Consider the following 15,371-nt stretch of genomic DNA (forward strand, 5'->3'; position numbering starts at 1 on the left):
TCAATCCAAAAAGCCCTGGACGACGCCGGGCAACTCTATCTCGTGGATGACCTTGGTGAATTGACGATAGCTGGCTGTTGCTGCCCGCGCGCGGTCTATTGAACCTCTCGGCCGCCGCCCACTGAAGAAATTAGCCCCCGGCCCGCTTCGCACTATGGCCGGACTTTTTGAGTTCTTCGATGACGCGGTCGCAGTGGTCGCCCTGCACTTCAATCACGCCATCCTTGACCGTTCCACCTGAGCCACAGGCCGCGCGTAACTGCTTACCCAGCAAAGCCAGGTCAGCGGGGTCAAGCGCCAACCCCTTAACGATCGTCACGCTCTTCCCGCCCCGACCTTTGGTCTCGCGAACCACCCGTGCAACGCCGTCGCCGACCTGTCGTGTACTGGCGATCGCCCTGCAAACACATTGCGCGAGTACCCGCCTGCAATCGGGACACATCCGCCCGCCTTCGGTGGAATAAACGAGGCCACCCTTCGCACTGCTCTTCATGATTGGCTTACTAAAAATACATCCAGATCGATAATTGCCGAGTCTAGCAGGTACTGTCTACCCATTCCCGCCGTGCCCAATCTCTTTCCGGGTTTCCAGGGCCGCCTCGTTCCCGACATTCGGCAGGGCGTTAGTCTGGCTGTGACCCGATGAACGTTCACTCGTGTACTCACTGCGGCATTATCCTCATCCAGGCACGACAATTCCTTATGCACTTCAGCAAACTCGCCCACGGCTGCTGCTAGCATCCAGTCGATGCAATCACATTGATCGTCGCGCCGATGCGTTGTTCACTTACTGCTGCAGATGGAGTCGGGATGTGACGCCGCACCGCGCGCATGCGTTCGCGCAACGAAAAGAATATCTCGCTGCGTCCCGGCAAATCCTCGTGACCGTTTTCGATGACAGGCAACGGCGAAACGTTGACCTCGCCGCGGTGCTTCCCGAGTTCGCGCAGGCGCGCTTTCGCCGTCGCCAATTCGGCCTGCTTCGCCGCGAGTGTCGCGCGCTGGTTCGTGAGTGTCTGCAAATCGGCCCGACTGGCATCACGCTCGCGCGCATCGACGACAGGAACCTCGATGCCGTCGAGTAGCGCGCTGGGTATCGACTTTTCGCCAGACGAAACACGGTGACCATGCGCCTCGTCCACATGATCTGGCTCAATACGGTTCCCGCCCTCCCATCACACCGGCAGTTTGCGTCGATGTTCTCAGGCTGGAAATGAGCCCGCTTTTTTGAACGCGAGCACTGCCACATACGCGCCGACTGGCCGCAAATGCTTTCCCGGCTTCTTTGCCTCTGCGGCCAGTCGTAAGCGATGGCCAGAGCGAAACTTGCATTCCCGGAAAAGGGAGCGAAGGTGGTGAAGTCAAAACGTAAAGGATAGCAAATCGATGAAATCAGCCAGCCTCAGCAAGATCACCGCAGAGCTTTCGGCCTGCGAATATAGGGTGAACATGAGCCTGCACGCACGCCAGCGGGCAGTCGAACGATCATCCATCGCGCCAGGCCGTGTGCTCGATCTGGTCACGACGCGCCATACCGTAACGCTGCCTTTTCGCGATGCAGCTCGCTCTTATCATGTCTTCTTCGACAAGGTGAAGATGGATTTCATGGTCGCGGTAGTGGCGATCGATGGTGGCATCAAAGGCAATTCAGCCAGCATCGTGACGATCCTGACGCGCAGTCAATTCGAGAATGACGCGGGTTCAATCGGAAAGAAGGCGCTGCGCACGGCAGCGAGCCGTGCTCTCGACCCCGTCGACTTCAGGCGTTGGGAGGCAGGCGAATTCGGACCGGGAGGCGTGCACCGCCGATACCGCGTCTTTACCTACTACAAGAATGAAGACGGCAATACGGAGTGCGAAATCTTCAACAACGCACCGGTCTGCGACCAGTTCGTCGACGAGCATTCGCTCACGAGCGCCGCCGGACATCCGGGATTCTGGAGCTGGTACGCCCGCCAGGCGAGCCGCACCAGTCTGCCCGTCGATTCGGTCGTCTCGATGCGCATCGCAGACACGGACAAGGTTCGTCTGGATCTCTGCGCGCCAGCCCGTGAATGCCTCAGTTGCGAGGCGAAGAAACCCGGCTGGGCATTTTCATCGCTCGTGCGGTCGTGATGACCGAGCCTCGGGTTGTTTCCTAAGGATAACAGAGCTTACATATCACGCAGGATCGAACGCATTCCTGAATCGTACGACACTTTCATCACCTCAGCGACAATCGCCGGGCCAGCGGCGGTGTGGGCGGGATTGAAAGGATAGTTATACGAATGGGGGAGAATTTCACCCAGAGCCTTGCGGAGCAACACCTGCCCTGCGGCCAGCCATCCGCTACCAGCGGCCTGCGTCCCGTTCGCATTCTCGAGCCAGTTATTGGGGATAACGTTCGCCGTGAGTTCCGCGACCGCGACATCTTCACCCGTCCCCACGTGAGGCATTTGATCGTTATCCGGCAATGCCTGTGGTGAGCCGAGTCCGGGGTGCAGCATGGTCTCAGGCAGGGCAACGGCGGGATTTTCTGCCAGACAGACAACCCGCGGCCCCCGATTATGCAACCGGGCAGCCCCCTCCATCCACCGACCCCGCGAACGCTCGCGAAGTTGCTGATCCTCCAGAATTCCCTCAGGCGAAGTATCCCTCGTCGATCTGAACCAGCGCGTCCTCAACAAGCCGTGCACCGTGTTCCGTTGCAGCCATCTCGAGCGGTGTTTTCCCGGCGACGTGCCGCGGAACCAGTTCATGGCCCTTCCCGGATTTCCAGACCTCGTCGCGGCTTGTGCAACTATCCTGGCAGGGCGAACTCGATCTAGCGCGGGATGACGCATCCTTCAGGACGATATTCAACGGTAGTCATGGCACCACCGAGCAAACTGCCCGAATACCAATGGCATCTAGCCACACGTCGGACATGCTTCCTGAGCCACGGGTTCCAGGCAGGCTTCACGCTCGCCGGGGTCGCAGATATTGCGCCAATCTGTAGTACTGGAATCAATCCGCGGCAACCATCACGACCTTCAGCACAGGGGTGACAGCTGGACGCCTTCGGCCCCTGGTTTGGCGGCACACGCAACGATGCGCGCAAGGTGCCCGCGTGCGGGCAAGAAGCGCCGGGGAAACGGCGCGCGTCACTCTCTCGTTCGCACCTGACTCCGCAAGTACGCTCGCCGGGAAAGAGGACACGCTCTGACGGCGACACCAGAATTTGCATGTGCGCGGCTGTGCCGCAAGACAGTCATCCCCTTGACTGCGCCCGCAAATCTTCGGGTTCGGATCAGAAGTGACCGCAGTTCTCTCACTGATCGGCGAATTTCACCCTCATTTGCAGTCCGTGGACTGTCGGGACAATGAACGGAAACGGCATGGCAATCGGGCCCGCCGTGACATATGAGGTGGTCATGAATCCGCTTATACCGCTGGTCGCTTTTGGCTGGCTCATCCGCATCATCGGTCTGTGCGTCTGGGTCATCGCGTACTCGCAGATCCCGCATGCAGGTCCGGTCGCGCCGGCTGTCGTCGAGAGGCTCATCTTCGCGACGATCGTCGTCCCTCTCCTGATCATGCTTCCGGGTTTCTTCAAGGCATGGAAGTTCCTGCTTGCCTATGTCCTGGTGACAGTCGGTACCTTCACGATTTTCCGGCTGCCGCACACGCACGGGTTGATCATGTTGACGATCTGGGGCATCTGGACGTTTCTCCTTTTCACTCACCCACGGATCAGTCGAGCGCTGCAGAAGGCACGGGCACGGCTGGGCGGCGATACACGCCGGCCGGCGAACCCGGTTCAGCCGCCCCCCGCCACCCAAGCTCCTGCTGCGCCAACTCCTCGGCCGGCAGCAACCGGCAGGCCGGACCAGCCGCCACAATCACCACAGCCGCCAATGCGTACATACGACTTCACGGACAGCATATGCACGCCGCGCTACAGCTTCGCGAACGTGATCGGCATGGCCGAAACAAAAAAGCGTCTGCTTGCGGCCGCAAGGGACATCGTCTCGGCGCGCACCCACCAACGCAACGGCATCCTTCTGTTCGGCGAACCGGGCAACGGCAAGACGATGTTTGCCGAAGCACTTGCAGGCGAACTCAAGGTGCCCTTCTTCTCGATTGCCTACAGCGACATCGCCTCGATGTGGGTCAACGAGTCGGTGCAGAAGGTGAAGGCAGCTTTCGCAGCAGCGCGAAGATCAGGTTCCGGTGTCTTCTTCATCGATGAAATCGACTCGTTTCTCAAGGACCGTAGCGGCAATCGCTCGCACCATATGGACCGCGACATGACAAACACGATGCTGACCGAAATCGTGAGCCTGCGGGGCACAAGGATCCTGCTGGTCGCCGCGACGAACCATCTGGACGACCTCGACAGCGCGGGCGTCCGCGAGAAGCGCTTCGACTTCAAGGTCGAGATCCCCGCGCCGGACCAGCAGGCCCGCCAGGCAATCCTGCGCCGTGCGATTGGCGGCATCGCCGGCTACGACGTCGCTGAGCCTGCTGTGGTCGCGGCACTCGCCGAGCGTTGGGCCGGGTTCAGTGCGGCACGTCTGAGTGCCATTGGCGAACAGATTGGCGAAATGCGTCTCGCTGGCGAGTTTGCCGGCAAGGTCACTTTCGATATCGGCATGCGGGCGCTGCGTGTGGTTCAGGGTCGCAAGGGCAAACTTCCGGAGACGGTGAAAGGCATCGATGAGATCCTGATGCCGGAGGGATCGCGCAACGTCCTGAAGGATCTGGCCTTCAAGATGGCGAATGTCTATGCGCTTGAAAAGATGGGCAGCCGTCTGCCCACCGGTCTGATCTTTGTCGGGCCGCCAGGTACGGGCAAGACGCAAGCAGCAATGGCGCTTGCGAAGCAGGCCGATTGCGCCTTCCTCAAGATCACCGGCGCCGAGATCATGGCAAAGCCCGACGCATGGGACAGACTGTTCAGGACGGCGTGCGACATCCGACCGGCGATCGTGTTCCTCGACGAAGCAGACGGCATCCTGCGAGACCGCCAGTTCTCGAACTACGGAATGCTCACGGAGAAAATTCTGACCACCATCGACGGAGCGGGTGGTCGCGTGCGCGACCTGCTGTTCATTGCCGCCACAAACCACCATGACCGGATCGATAGCGCGGCGCTGCGCGGTGGCCGTTTCGAGGAAAAGATCGTTTTCGACGTTCCGGCGGCCCAGGACATGCAGGCCTATATCCGCGCCAGGCTCAATGAAATCGCCGACTGGACTGTCGGTGATTCCATTGAATCGCTCCTCGTCAGATATCTGCGTCGCCATTCGATTGCCGATGCTGACGCTGTCATCCAGAAGACAGTCGACGCAGCGGCAGTCCGTCGCCTACGCGAAGACACAACCGACATTCGGGAGTCGGACGTGGAGCAAGCCGTGAAGCTGGTCCTGCAAGCGCCCAACGGTGCGATGAGATCCTGACCTTTGACAGGAATGCAGTCTGGTTTCTGCCCGTCCCGGGTTGCCCTCCTCTGATGTGCCGGATGTGTAAACCACCGAATACCTTAGCTCCGGGACTTTTGGCATCAGCGCGCTGATGTCATGTCCCGTCAGACAACTCGGCGCGGCCGCGCGGCGGGGATGAGATTGCGTCGTCACTCGCGTGACGAAAGATGACCAACCCGGATCGGGAAATTCCAAACGGTCCGTTTATTTTTTCTGGAGTTAGCATGCCCAATCGATCCAGGAAGTTTAGCCGCCGTCATCGGTGGACGCGCGACGATGCGCCTGAGCCCCTGCACCGTCTGCTGGTGCGCGTCCTTGCCGTCATGGCATGCACGGTCATGGTGGCCGGCGCGATGCTGACGTCGCTTGCTATCTTCTGGCGCGCGGCCGGGTCGCAGACCGCACTTGAGGCAAGCTTCGCAACCTGGTCTGACGATGGGCTCATCATGCTTGGCGGCGGTTTGCTGCTCGCGGCAATTGGCGCAGTCGGCCTTGTCCGATGGAATCTCGAATGACTGTATCCTCCATCAGCGCCTCAGAGCTTGCCACCTTCGCTCCAACCGGCAGCAGTCAGCGTAACGTGCTGTGCTCCTGCACACTGAGGAAAGAGTGCCGCGCAGGTGCTTATCCGCGACGCGTGTGCCCTCGTGAAGAGGGCCAGCAGTTCCCGTTCAAACGCGATCGCCAGAAATGACATTGTTGCGAAGCTCCGTATGGCTGCCGATCCAGAGATTAGCGGTCGGAATCAGCGGCTATGCGAAGAGGCGAGCATTGGAGAGTTTCGCAAGGTATCGGCAGCTTGCCATCGATAAACAGGTACGCCCACGTCCCTACAGACGGTGTGAAGCCCAAAGAGCCAACGCAACTCAACTATCCTTACCTGCGTTGGACGTGCGACGTTTGAAAAGCACCACACTGTCGTTAAGCGGCAGGTCCATTTGCCGTACGCCAAGTAATGCCTCGGCCCGACGTCGCGCCGCTACCCGGCCATTCTTGCCGGGGCGGACCGCCATCGGGGCCGACGTTCCGCCCCCACGCAGCACCGGCCGGGATTTCGCGCTCTGGGCGGCTCGTTGCTCGTCACTGACCTTGCGTGGCGCGCGACGGAAGCCCTCGAAATGGCCATAGTATGACCTCGTGACGCTCACTCGACTATGACCCAGCAGTTCACTTACCTGACCCATTGCGTGGCGGAGGTCTTCCGCCGGCAACTGCCCGGCTTTCCCGCCTAGCGTCGGTGGCACGAATGGCGTGTCGTTTGTCAGCGCTGCATTCTCGGCGAACTCCGCACGCAGGCCGTGGCCGCTTACCCCGGCGGCATCTTTTGTGATCCCGATCTCCTCCATGCGACGCAAGTATTCTTTCAGGTTGTACGCAAGCGTCGCGGGCTTGCTGCGCCGCGTCGTCTTCCAACCCATTGCATCGCCCTTCGGTAGTCGTGATTTCACGTAGTCGAGCATCTCCCGCTGGTACGTTGTCTTGATCGGCACAATCCGCGCGCGCCCTCCTTTCGGCCCTGCATTCGGATAGATAACGAGGTGGTCGCCTTGGTCGCTCTTCCACGGCCTCAGCATCAGGATTTCCTTGCGCCGCAGACCAAACGCAATAGCCACCCGCAGCATCAAGCCGAAGCGCTCGTTCAGCGCGTCCGCCTGCGCGATCTTGTCATCAATGTTGATCCCGTTCTCGGACCACGACTTGGAAACGTTGCTGACAGTAGTCCGCTTCAACTCCACGCTCGGCACGTCGGGAAGATAGTCAGCCAAACGCGTCACCATGCCTTTCTTTCCGATCCACAAGGCAAACTTGCGCAGCACCGATATTTCGTTTTGCATCGTGGCCACAGCCTTGCCTTGCCAGTGCCAATGCCTCACAAGTGCTTCGACGTGCCGGTGAGCAAGGTTTCGAGGGTTCTGGAGCTTGAAACCTAGACCGTTCAATGTTCCGAATACGGCGAAAAGCACCGACGCCGTTAGTTCCTGCGTCCGGTAAGAGGCCACGTTGCCATTCACGCGCTTCCGCGCGTACCGGTCGATAATGGATTGCAGTTCGCGTCGCCATCCCTGTCCATCCCCCCGCTCCGCGCGGTTCGCGGGCGTTGCAAGGTCTTGTTCCAGTGCGTTCATCCCAGCCTCCATGAGTGGCTCATTACACGATGGTCACGCCTCGTCGCGTGCCTGGCGCATTGCGAAATGCGCGCCCGACATTGCCGGGAACTTCACATAGCGTTTGAGGGGCATGAGCGGGCCCTTCTTAAAAATGTGCGTTTATGCCGCCGGCTCCCGCTACAACTCGCACCACTCAGCGACACCCCGACGCTTCCGCTAATCGGGTCTCCCACCCCTTCGGGTCGGAACTGGCCATTCAAGCAGGGACCATGCTGCACCGATTCGTCTTGCGACGATCCAGGCCCGGTACCGGCCTCTGTAGTTGAACTCCATCGCACCCTACGGCGCGTTGGCTGGGCCCTCAATCCGTCGGTCAATGGACCGGTGCCGGATTGCCCGCCCACCGAACGCTCGGTGGGCAGCAAAAGCCTCTTTTCCCGCAGGTCTTGCGACCTTTCGGACTTTTTCGTCTGTATGTGTTGTGATGTCCGAAACCGGCCGTTCATCCACACGTGGTAAGGGTTTCGCCCTTCCTCTGTGTCCGATTGCCGTCCGATTCGCCGGAGATAAAAAAACGCGCTTGCGCGCGCCTTTGCGATTTCAAGGTACTCGTCGTGCGACGAACTCACCTCGAAGAGATGGCCAGCGATATGGCTATCGCTCAGCTCTGGGATGAGCGAATCCGACGAGGGATTCGCATGCCGCCAACGCGGCGCAGGAAACAACCAAGTGGGACCCTATAGTCCCGATGGCCGAAGTAAATCACATCTACCGTCGTGCTGCAAGCGCCTCCGCACAACTCTTCATACACGGCAGACATATACAGCAACACAGCCGCGGGGATTCTGATCAGACGATCCTACCGCTCATGACCCGGTAGAACTCAGCGATACCTCTTGATCTCCTCACCGGGCAACGATACTTAACGGTCACCACAACATTACTTAACAATGCTTATCAGTTCATTCAACAATGCTCAACATTACCCAACGTTACTCATCGAGTAGGAAACAATGGATGACATATAATGTCAACATTGGTTAATGATAGTTAACATACGGTTAGCGATGCTATACGTTGAGCACAACGTTGCTCAACACTTCACAACAGCTTCTCTAACGATACTCAACACTACACTCAACGTTAATCAACGATTCTTTGCGCTGGCGGGGACGATATTCGATTTATCACTCAAATGAGGCCAGTTTTTTCGCCGCAATTGATCACACATTCCGTGTTGTGCTGTGCGATCCTATTCCTGTCCTCCTCATCGACTGAACGCGCACTGTGACTTCCTTACTTGATTTTTTTGCCGAACAGCGAAGGAAAAGAAGACGGGGAAAGCTTGCGGGACTCACTGAACAGATCCAGGAACTCAGGGACCTCGGCGCTAGCTTCAGGGAAATCGCCATATATTTGTCTCAAAAGCATGGCGTCGAAGTGAGTCGAGGCGGATTGTTTCGTCACCTGAAAAGGCATGCGAGCCACCGCGCAGCCCAATCAGCGCCGAAGCAGCAATTGCGGACTGCGATCGATCCTCCGCAAGATGCGCCAACGCAGGGAGATGCACTGAGAGAGCATCGCCCGATCGACGACAAAAGAACCGGGACTCCGAGCCAAAGCGACGAGGACGATGTCGTCATTAGATATCGACTCGGGTCGGCCGAGCATCGAGAAAAACTAGCAGCGCTTAGAGAACGCAAGGCACCGCGTAAATCCTGACCACCCCAAGTTAAAGGAACCACCATGCCACTGAAGATCCTCGTCATTCATTCAACCGGTTTGGTCGGAAAAAGTATCATCACCGCCTCCCTGCTTCACCCACGCCTTAGCTCTCCGCGGATCTTCTCGGTCGAAAGACAGAATCAGGACGCGGCTCGCTACGGCATTGACGTCAGCCGCTACCGTAGCGCCGACTTCAAAAAGCTGATCAACGACGTCGTGGTCGAACCCGGCGATCTGGTCGTGGATGTCGGCGCGTCTCAGTACGCCGACTTCATGAAAGAGTTCGCGCGCGTTCGGGGCGCGATCAACGACTTTGACGTGGTGATTGTTCCGACCACGCCAGACGGCCGCGTTCAGGAGGAGACCCTCGGGACGATCGAGACCCTGCTCAAGGTCGGCCTGCAACCGGACAAGCTACGCGTTGTATTCAATCGCGCAACCATCGACCAAGGCGATTCCCTCGAAACCGAATTTGAGCATGTCGTCGCACATCTCATTGGCACACCTAGCCTGCCTTTCTATGAAGATCTCGTAACGTATGAGAACCCAATCCACTCCGAACTTCGCGCAGAGGGCCTCTCGTTCGAGGAAGTCGCAACTGACACCACTGACTACCGCAAACTCGTCAGTGATGTCGCTCGCAAATCACCCAATAGCGCGGTACATCGGCGTCTCGTTGGGCGCCTCAATCTGCAACGCGCGGTCGCAAGCGCCACGTCCGACCTTGATGCGGCATTCGTCGCACTTCGCCTGCCAGGGGTTCAAATTGAAACCGACGGCCGGTTGGCGATCGATAACGAAATGGAGCATTAAGAATGCTACACGGTGGGCCACGCGGGTACATTGAGGCAACTTACGCAACATGGGCCGAGGAAGCTGCCGCCCTTCGCGCCTATGTCCAACAATCAGTCGACGAGATTCGAGCACATCACGCGCGCTACCAGAGTAGCGTCGACCAGCGGACCACAGCCGACCAACAGGTTCTTGAGGCCATCGCAGCCTTTACGGAAATCGCCAATTCGACTGACATTACTGCGATTCACAAGCAGCTCGCAGACGCGCTGGAAACGGACATTTGGGGACAGCTCTGCGTTCATTCGGAAAACGAAGCCAAGACATTGGCCGCCATCGGGGCCCGAATCGAAAAGTCCGTACAGTTGACAGTTCAACGCCTCCACGATGCGAACGCCGGCAAACCCAGCCTTCCCCCGCGCAGAACAGGCCACTCAACCAAACAGCGCCTGCTGTTTCGAATCCACCATTTCTACATCTCTCTGGTGCGCATCTGCGCCGACGCGCGCCACATCGCAATCACGTTTGCCGCGGTCAGCATGGGCCTGGCTGGTGTCGCACACTTGATAGAAGAGATTGCCAGAATATCGACAGGATCCTGACGGGCCCACTCTCCGCAACTGTGGATGTCAGCTGCGGACGCCGATAGCCACGCAGGCTCTTGTTTTTTTTGCTGTTTATCATTCACTGACCTCCCGAACTGATCATTCAGGGGGAAAAGAGAATGGCCGCGCTCTTTACCCAGAATACCCGGGATAGAGAATGCGAGGCTGCCCAACTCTTTAGTTAGGGGGTGACACCTCCACGGACATGCTGCGTTTGTCCTGTGTCGCTGTCGCGGCGCAACGCAAAAGCCCTGCTTCTACTGGCCTACGGGCAAAGCCACTAACCAGTTCTCGGCGCCCGGGTATGGATAAGCACGGCACGACTCTTTTGTATCGCTGTGCTCCTGACGAGAAACCAGAATCATCTCGGGCAGGCGGAATAAGAATCCCCTGGCGTCGCCGGAAAGACAATCAATTCGCGTCGACAACGCATTTAGCTCCACGAAGTTGATGACCTCGATTTGTGTTTCCCATTGATGACTTCATCCTTGTTTCAGGCGACCGGATATAGAACAGCAAATCCGCAAGCCCGATCACAACTTAAGGAGTTGATAGAATGAAAAAGCGCGACGACTATCCGACCTACGAAGAGATCATCAACACACCGAGGCCAGCCAACATGTGGCGACCGTTCCAGGCCAACGGTAAATACTCGAAGGCGCAAGCGATAGCCGCGAACGCGGGTGTACTCATAGCGTTCGCACTGCAGTTCGCGTTTGTGATCGGCGCCTACGCAGGCTGCCTCTGGCTGACCAACGCTTGTCGCGATAGCCTGATCGAAATGTTGCCCGGTTGCGCTGGCTCTGCGGATCTCATCGCCATGGCGTTGAAAGCGCTCGCAACGACTGCTGTTGCGTGGTGCATGAAGTTCTGCTGGGTTTGCGTGCCGTACGTACTGAACAAACTGCGTGAAGAAGCCGACCAACTGTTCTAGCGCCCGTGCGCTCGAGCTTACCTTCCCGACTTCAATCGTGGCTGTCACTGAGGAACGGTTTCAAAACGTGGTCGTTGAGGCTGACAATCCGTCGTGAAAACGGTTAACCTGGATCGAGGTGACAGCGGCATCTAATATCTGGGCAACCCGATCATTGACGACGAACCGCGGGCATCGATCGAGCCACTGCTACCGTAAGTGAAGCCACGCCACTTCACGTGCCCGGACCGCAAAGCAGTACAGAATCGGGCTGCGCTCACTGGCATCTTGTTCGTGCTGAAGAGCGGCATCCGGCGGCTAGCTCTGCCCGCGACGATGGGATACGGCTGTGGAGTCAGTCACTGGCAAGCCAACGCGATTGGCAGCAAGCCGGCTTGTGGGATCCACGGCGCACAATGCTACTGGCCAAACTGCGAGTTGCCGAGAGGATCGACTGCGTCCTCGTCGACTCATCGTGGATTCGTCCAGTTGGGGCGAGCGAAAAGCTGGCCCGGACCCCACCGATCGAGCCTGTCTCGGCTCCAATCGCCACATCGCGACCTACACAAACGGCACTCCGATCGCGACAAGCCTGACCGGCTCCAATCGTCACAACGTCACCCAACGGATCCCGTTGAACGAGGCCATTGTGCCGATTGGCGGCGTGCACGTCGGCCCCCGAGCCCTAGCTGAGTCTCCTCCGACCGTGGTTACGATGATGGCAAATACCGATGCGTCCTTCGCTCGCGAAAAATCTCCACCAGCCTCGCGCGACGCGGCCACCCGTACGCTACTGGTCATGGAAAAGTCCGTTGAGCGGTCGATCGGAACATGCCTAGTTGCATAACTTCCGCGGTCTACGTGTTTGCTTTGACCGTCGTGTGGGATTTCATGACGCATTCTTCGTGGGCGGCTGGTGCTTGATCTGCTGGAACACCTTTCTATGAGTCCGATAGCCTTTAGGAATTCGTCTCTAACTCCGCTCACTGAACTTGACCGCTACGTCTTAGGGCGCATGCTGGCACTCTTGATTTTGCGCGTCGTTCAGTGCTTTGACTCTCGCGTGACGAATGCTCCCTCGCAAAACCCAGCCGCTCGCTCGAGGACCTCTTACACGCGAACGATCGTCCTCTCCCCGTTTTGGACGAGCCTCTCAGCAGCGGCGAGGTAGTCCACTACATACGCGACATTGTCGCAATGCAGGGGCCTTGAAAATTTTCCTATGTGTCTTTGAAAATCTGGCATGAGATGCGATGCCTAGCCGCTTCGTCGGTCTAAAGGGAGCCACATACTTCGAGATGGCGGCTGCACACAAGGTAGCTGATATGCACCGCAAAGCTGCGTCAAACCGGATGGCAGTTTTGACGCCATTCACAGCAAGCCACATACGCTCATCTCGCACCCCACTCTCTCAGTGGTTCGCGAAGTGCGGGGCGATTCATCGATTCGGGACCGGGTGCGAGCTAGTTATCCCAATCGGCGTTCGCAAATAATTACATTTAACGTATTAAATGATACACCCCAGCAAGACCAAGTGACCGATGCGGCGCCCAACCCCTTGCGCGACGATTTGAGGTCTCGCACCCCTTATATTCGCGTGAAACAATCCCCAAAAATGAGCCTGAAATCCTTGTGTCACGCGGCATTGAGCGATGTTATTTTTCTTCCCATGATGTTTCACGGATGGGGGTACTACCCTACGCGAGATTCCAGCGCGACACAGGATATGTCGCGGAGATATGGCGGATTAATTCGGAATTCCCGCTCGAATGTATTTTCGTGAAAAAACCTGCCGTAAGAATCTCGAAATCGCCCGGGGCATAACGATTTGACGCCAGATCGGCAATCATTCGTTGCTGTTTCACGCATGCTCCTTACGCAAGGCGGGCTCACCCCACGCGGCGAGCAACAGCCGCATTGGCGCTGACGATAGCGGCACTGCTCTGTACCGTACCGTGCCGAGCCTGTCCGCACCGGCATGCGACGCATCATCACCGCCTTCAGACCGCACTCGATATGGCCCTTTTTATGGATGAAACAATCATCAGTACCAACTGCGCACAAAGGCGAACGGCCGGAGTGAAGCTTCAGCGGTTCCCGCCACACACTGAAAAATTGAGGTCAGGAAATAGATGGGATCCGAAGTAGTGGCCACCCGGTTGGCGGCTGGAGACCGACGACGATTTAGACGCTCAGGCACACGGCCGACGAGCATCACCTCTAAGCACGGCGTCTTTGGTTGGAGCTTGTACAGAGCGATTGTCTGCAACATTCACCTTCAGCCAATTCTCGAGGGTGCCCCCTCACCGGCGCGGGTGCGTTGCTCGCGCAGAAACCTGTTCGGGCCGCACTGTTCAACAATTGCCTTGAACAATGTGCGACGTGCCATTTCCTCTGCCAGTGAGATATCTGCGTGCAGATAGAGCGCAGACGCGGCATCGTGAAAATCGGTACGGGAGCGAACGGCTCGACCGCACGGATCTCCTGTCACATCGAAATTCCGCATGTCATTATCAATATCCCGGCGGCTCCCTGAATCGCTATCACGCACGCAATCAGACCGGAAGCCGGCATTGGAGAGAACGGGAACACACCCTCCTGCGGCGTGTATGTGTCGAACGACAGGCCACGTGTAGCCTGAGAGCCAACATGTGACAAACGCTACAAGGAGTCCCTCCGCACTTCGTCGCCAGACTGGGTGGACATTCCCGAAGAGAATCACGCCCGCTGACTCCCGACGATATCCTGTGCGCGTGCTGTGTAACCTTTCCAATCGTCCGGCTGCTCTTCGCCATCTGGACGTCAATCCGTGACTGCCGTTGGCGGCCCCTGTCGTCGGGCAAGTCAAGAACCACACCGCGATCAGGAAAGCAACCTCAGGGAAACGCCGTCCACGGCCGAGAAATCCTCGACCGAATACGCTCGCGCTACCCCGTTGCACTCCGGCTCGACCGCTTGTGCACCGAAGCCCTCAGCTGTCGGTGCATAAAATTTGTCGCCGCGCGGCGATGCCGCCGACAGGGCGCACCACACGCGACAGACTTAGGCCGATGGCTGAGCGCTGCGGCATCGAAGGCAGCTATGGGAGCCTGCTTTCCAAGGCCCGAGCCACAAATAGCTCAGAGCATTCTTTCTGGAGCCCGTGAATGACGCGTTGCACGCTCGATGGGTCGACGGTGCTCACGACTTCGACGCCGCCGTGCGAGAAGATGCAGCCCTCGGTGATCGTCTTGACTTCGAGCAGCACCGGAACGACACACGTCAGGACAGGGCCGTGGCCTTACGGGCGGTGACTTCGCACCCGTTGGCCTGCATTTGCCTCTAGTGTCAACATAGCTGCGTCTCGCCGAAGACGAGGGCCTTCCGCTCGAGCAAATTGAGCGCGCGCTGTGGTGCGAAGTGGCTCCGCGCTTCCTTCGCCCCCGTGGACCACCGATGCTCTAACTTCTTCTTCGGACCAGCCCCAACCATAGCTACACGATATTCCAATCATGCAATCCGGTCTTCGTATTGGTGTCCTACCTACCAAGAAGAAATCTTGGCCAAAGCAGCCAACAGGTGACCGACGCTCGCTCTAACAACGGTCCAGAAAAGCCCCAAAGATCTATCAAGGATCAATTGATAGGTCTGACTGAATGGAACACGGCCTAGGGCTGCTCAACCGTTCTCTTCATTGCGGCAGGGTGCATTGCCTTAAGGCTTGGGCTTGGGCTTGGGCTTGGGCTTGGGCTTGGGCTTGGGCTTGGGCTTGGGCTTGGGCTTGGGCTTGGGCTTGGGCTTGGGC

11 protein-coding genes and 2 pseudogenes are annotated in these 15,371 nt (G+C 58.2%); 7 read left to right on the forward strand and 6 right to left on the reverse strand.

The window, feature by feature from the left end; translation table 11 throughout:
* Positions 1-130: 130 nt before the first annotated feature.
* Positions 131-493, reverse strand: a complete 363-nt coding sequence (locus tag C7401_RS43335; RefSeq protein ID WP_112178209.1) for a translation initiation factor Sui1 — start codon at positions 491-493, stop codon at positions 131-133.
* A gap of 241 nt (positions 494-734) precedes the next feature.
* Positions 735-1,142, reverse strand: coding sequence for a hypothetical protein (locus C7401_RS44745; RefSeq protein WP_146758103.1), 408 nt, complete (start codon positions 1,140-1,142; stop codon positions 735-737).
* Positions 1,143-1,386: 244 nt separating this feature from the next.
* On the opposite strand from C7401_RS44745, the gene C7401_RS43345 reads away from it, so the two are divergent.
* Entirely contained in the window at positions 1,387-2,115 is a 729-nt protein-coding gene (locus tag C7401_RS43345) for a hypothetical protein (protein WP_146758104.1), read from the forward strand.
* A gap of 38 nt (positions 2,116-2,153) precedes the next feature.
* Here C7401_RS43345 and C7401_RS43350 read toward each other — a convergent pair whose 3' ends face one another.
* Complete coding sequence (locus tag C7401_RS43350) at positions 2,154-2,486, reverse strand: hypothetical protein (RefSeq protein WP_146758105.1); 333 nt, start codon at positions 2,484-2,486, stop codon at positions 2,154-2,156.
* A 133-nt stretch (positions 2,487-2,619) separates the two neighbouring features.
* Positions 2,620-2,798 (reverse strand): annotated as a pseudogene (locus C7401_RS46235) (antitoxin Xre/MbcA/ParS toxin-binding domain-containing protein); the annotation flags it as partial.
* A 594-nt stretch (positions 2,799-3,392) separates the two neighbouring features.
* On the opposite strand from C7401_RS46235, the gene C7401_RS43360 reads away from it, so the two are divergent.
* The gene (locus C7401_RS43360) at positions 3,393-5,420 is read left to right on the forward strand and encodes an ATP-binding protein (protein ID WP_112178223.1); all 2,028 of its coding nucleotides are present in this window, start codon (positions 3,393-3,395) and stop codon (positions 5,418-5,420) included.
* Between the two features lie 191 nt (positions 5,421-5,611).
* Positions 5,612-5,959, forward strand: coding sequence for a hypothetical protein (locus C7401_RS43365; RefSeq protein ID WP_146758106.1), 348 nt, complete (start codon positions 5,612-5,614; stop codon positions 5,957-5,959).
* A 351-nt stretch (positions 5,960-6,310) separates the two neighbouring features.
* On the opposite strand, the gene C7401_RS43370 is transcribed toward C7401_RS43365, so the two are convergent.
* Both C7401_RS43370 and C7401_RS43375 read right to left on the reverse strand, forming a co-directional pair.
* Positions 6,311-7,570 (reverse strand): tyrosine-type recombinase/integrase, encoded by a 1,260-nt coding sequence (locus C7401_RS43370; protein ID WP_181565839.1) that lies wholly within the window; start codon positions 7,568-7,570, stop codon positions 6,311-6,313.
* A gap of 1,278 nt (positions 7,571-8,848) precedes the next feature.
* Positions 8,849-9,031, reverse strand: coding sequence for a hypothetical protein (locus tag C7401_RS43375; protein WP_112178215.1), 183 nt, complete (start codon positions 9,029-9,031; stop codon positions 8,849-8,851).
* Between the two features lie 267 nt (positions 9,032-9,298).
* Between C7401_RS43375 and C7401_RS43380 the strand changes: the two genes are divergently transcribed.
* The 4 genes and pseudogenes from C7401_RS43380 (at position 9,299) to C7401_RS43395 (ending at position 12,534) form a co-directional block, all read left to right on the forward strand.
* Complete coding sequence (locus C7401_RS43380) at positions 9,299-10,090, forward strand: P-loop NTPase family protein (RefSeq protein ID WP_112178216.1); 792 nt, start codon at positions 9,299-9,301, stop codon at positions 10,088-10,090.
* 2 nt (positions 10,091-10,092) lie between these two features.
* Positions 10,093-10,671: a hypothetical protein gene (locus tag C7401_RS43385; RefSeq protein ID WP_112178217.1), complete on the forward strand. Its 579-nt coding sequence runs from the start codon at positions 10,093-10,095 to the stop codon at positions 10,669-10,671.
* A 559-nt stretch (positions 10,672-11,230) separates the two neighbouring features.
* Entirely contained in the window at positions 11,231-11,608 is a 378-nt protein-coding gene (locus tag C7401_RS43390; RefSeq protein ID WP_112178218.1) for a hypothetical protein, read from the forward strand.
* A 198-nt stretch (positions 11,609-11,806) separates the two neighbouring features.
* Positions 11,807-12,534: pseudogene (locus tag C7401_RS43395) on the forward strand (transposase family protein).
* The last annotated feature ends 2,837 nt before the right edge of the window (positions 12,535-15,371 follow it).

It is taken from the genome of Paraburkholderia unamae, assembly GCF_003268775.1.
GTDB classification, from domain to species: Bacteria; Pseudomonadota; Gammaproteobacteria; order Burkholderiales; family Burkholderiaceae; genus Paraburkholderia; species Paraburkholderia unamae.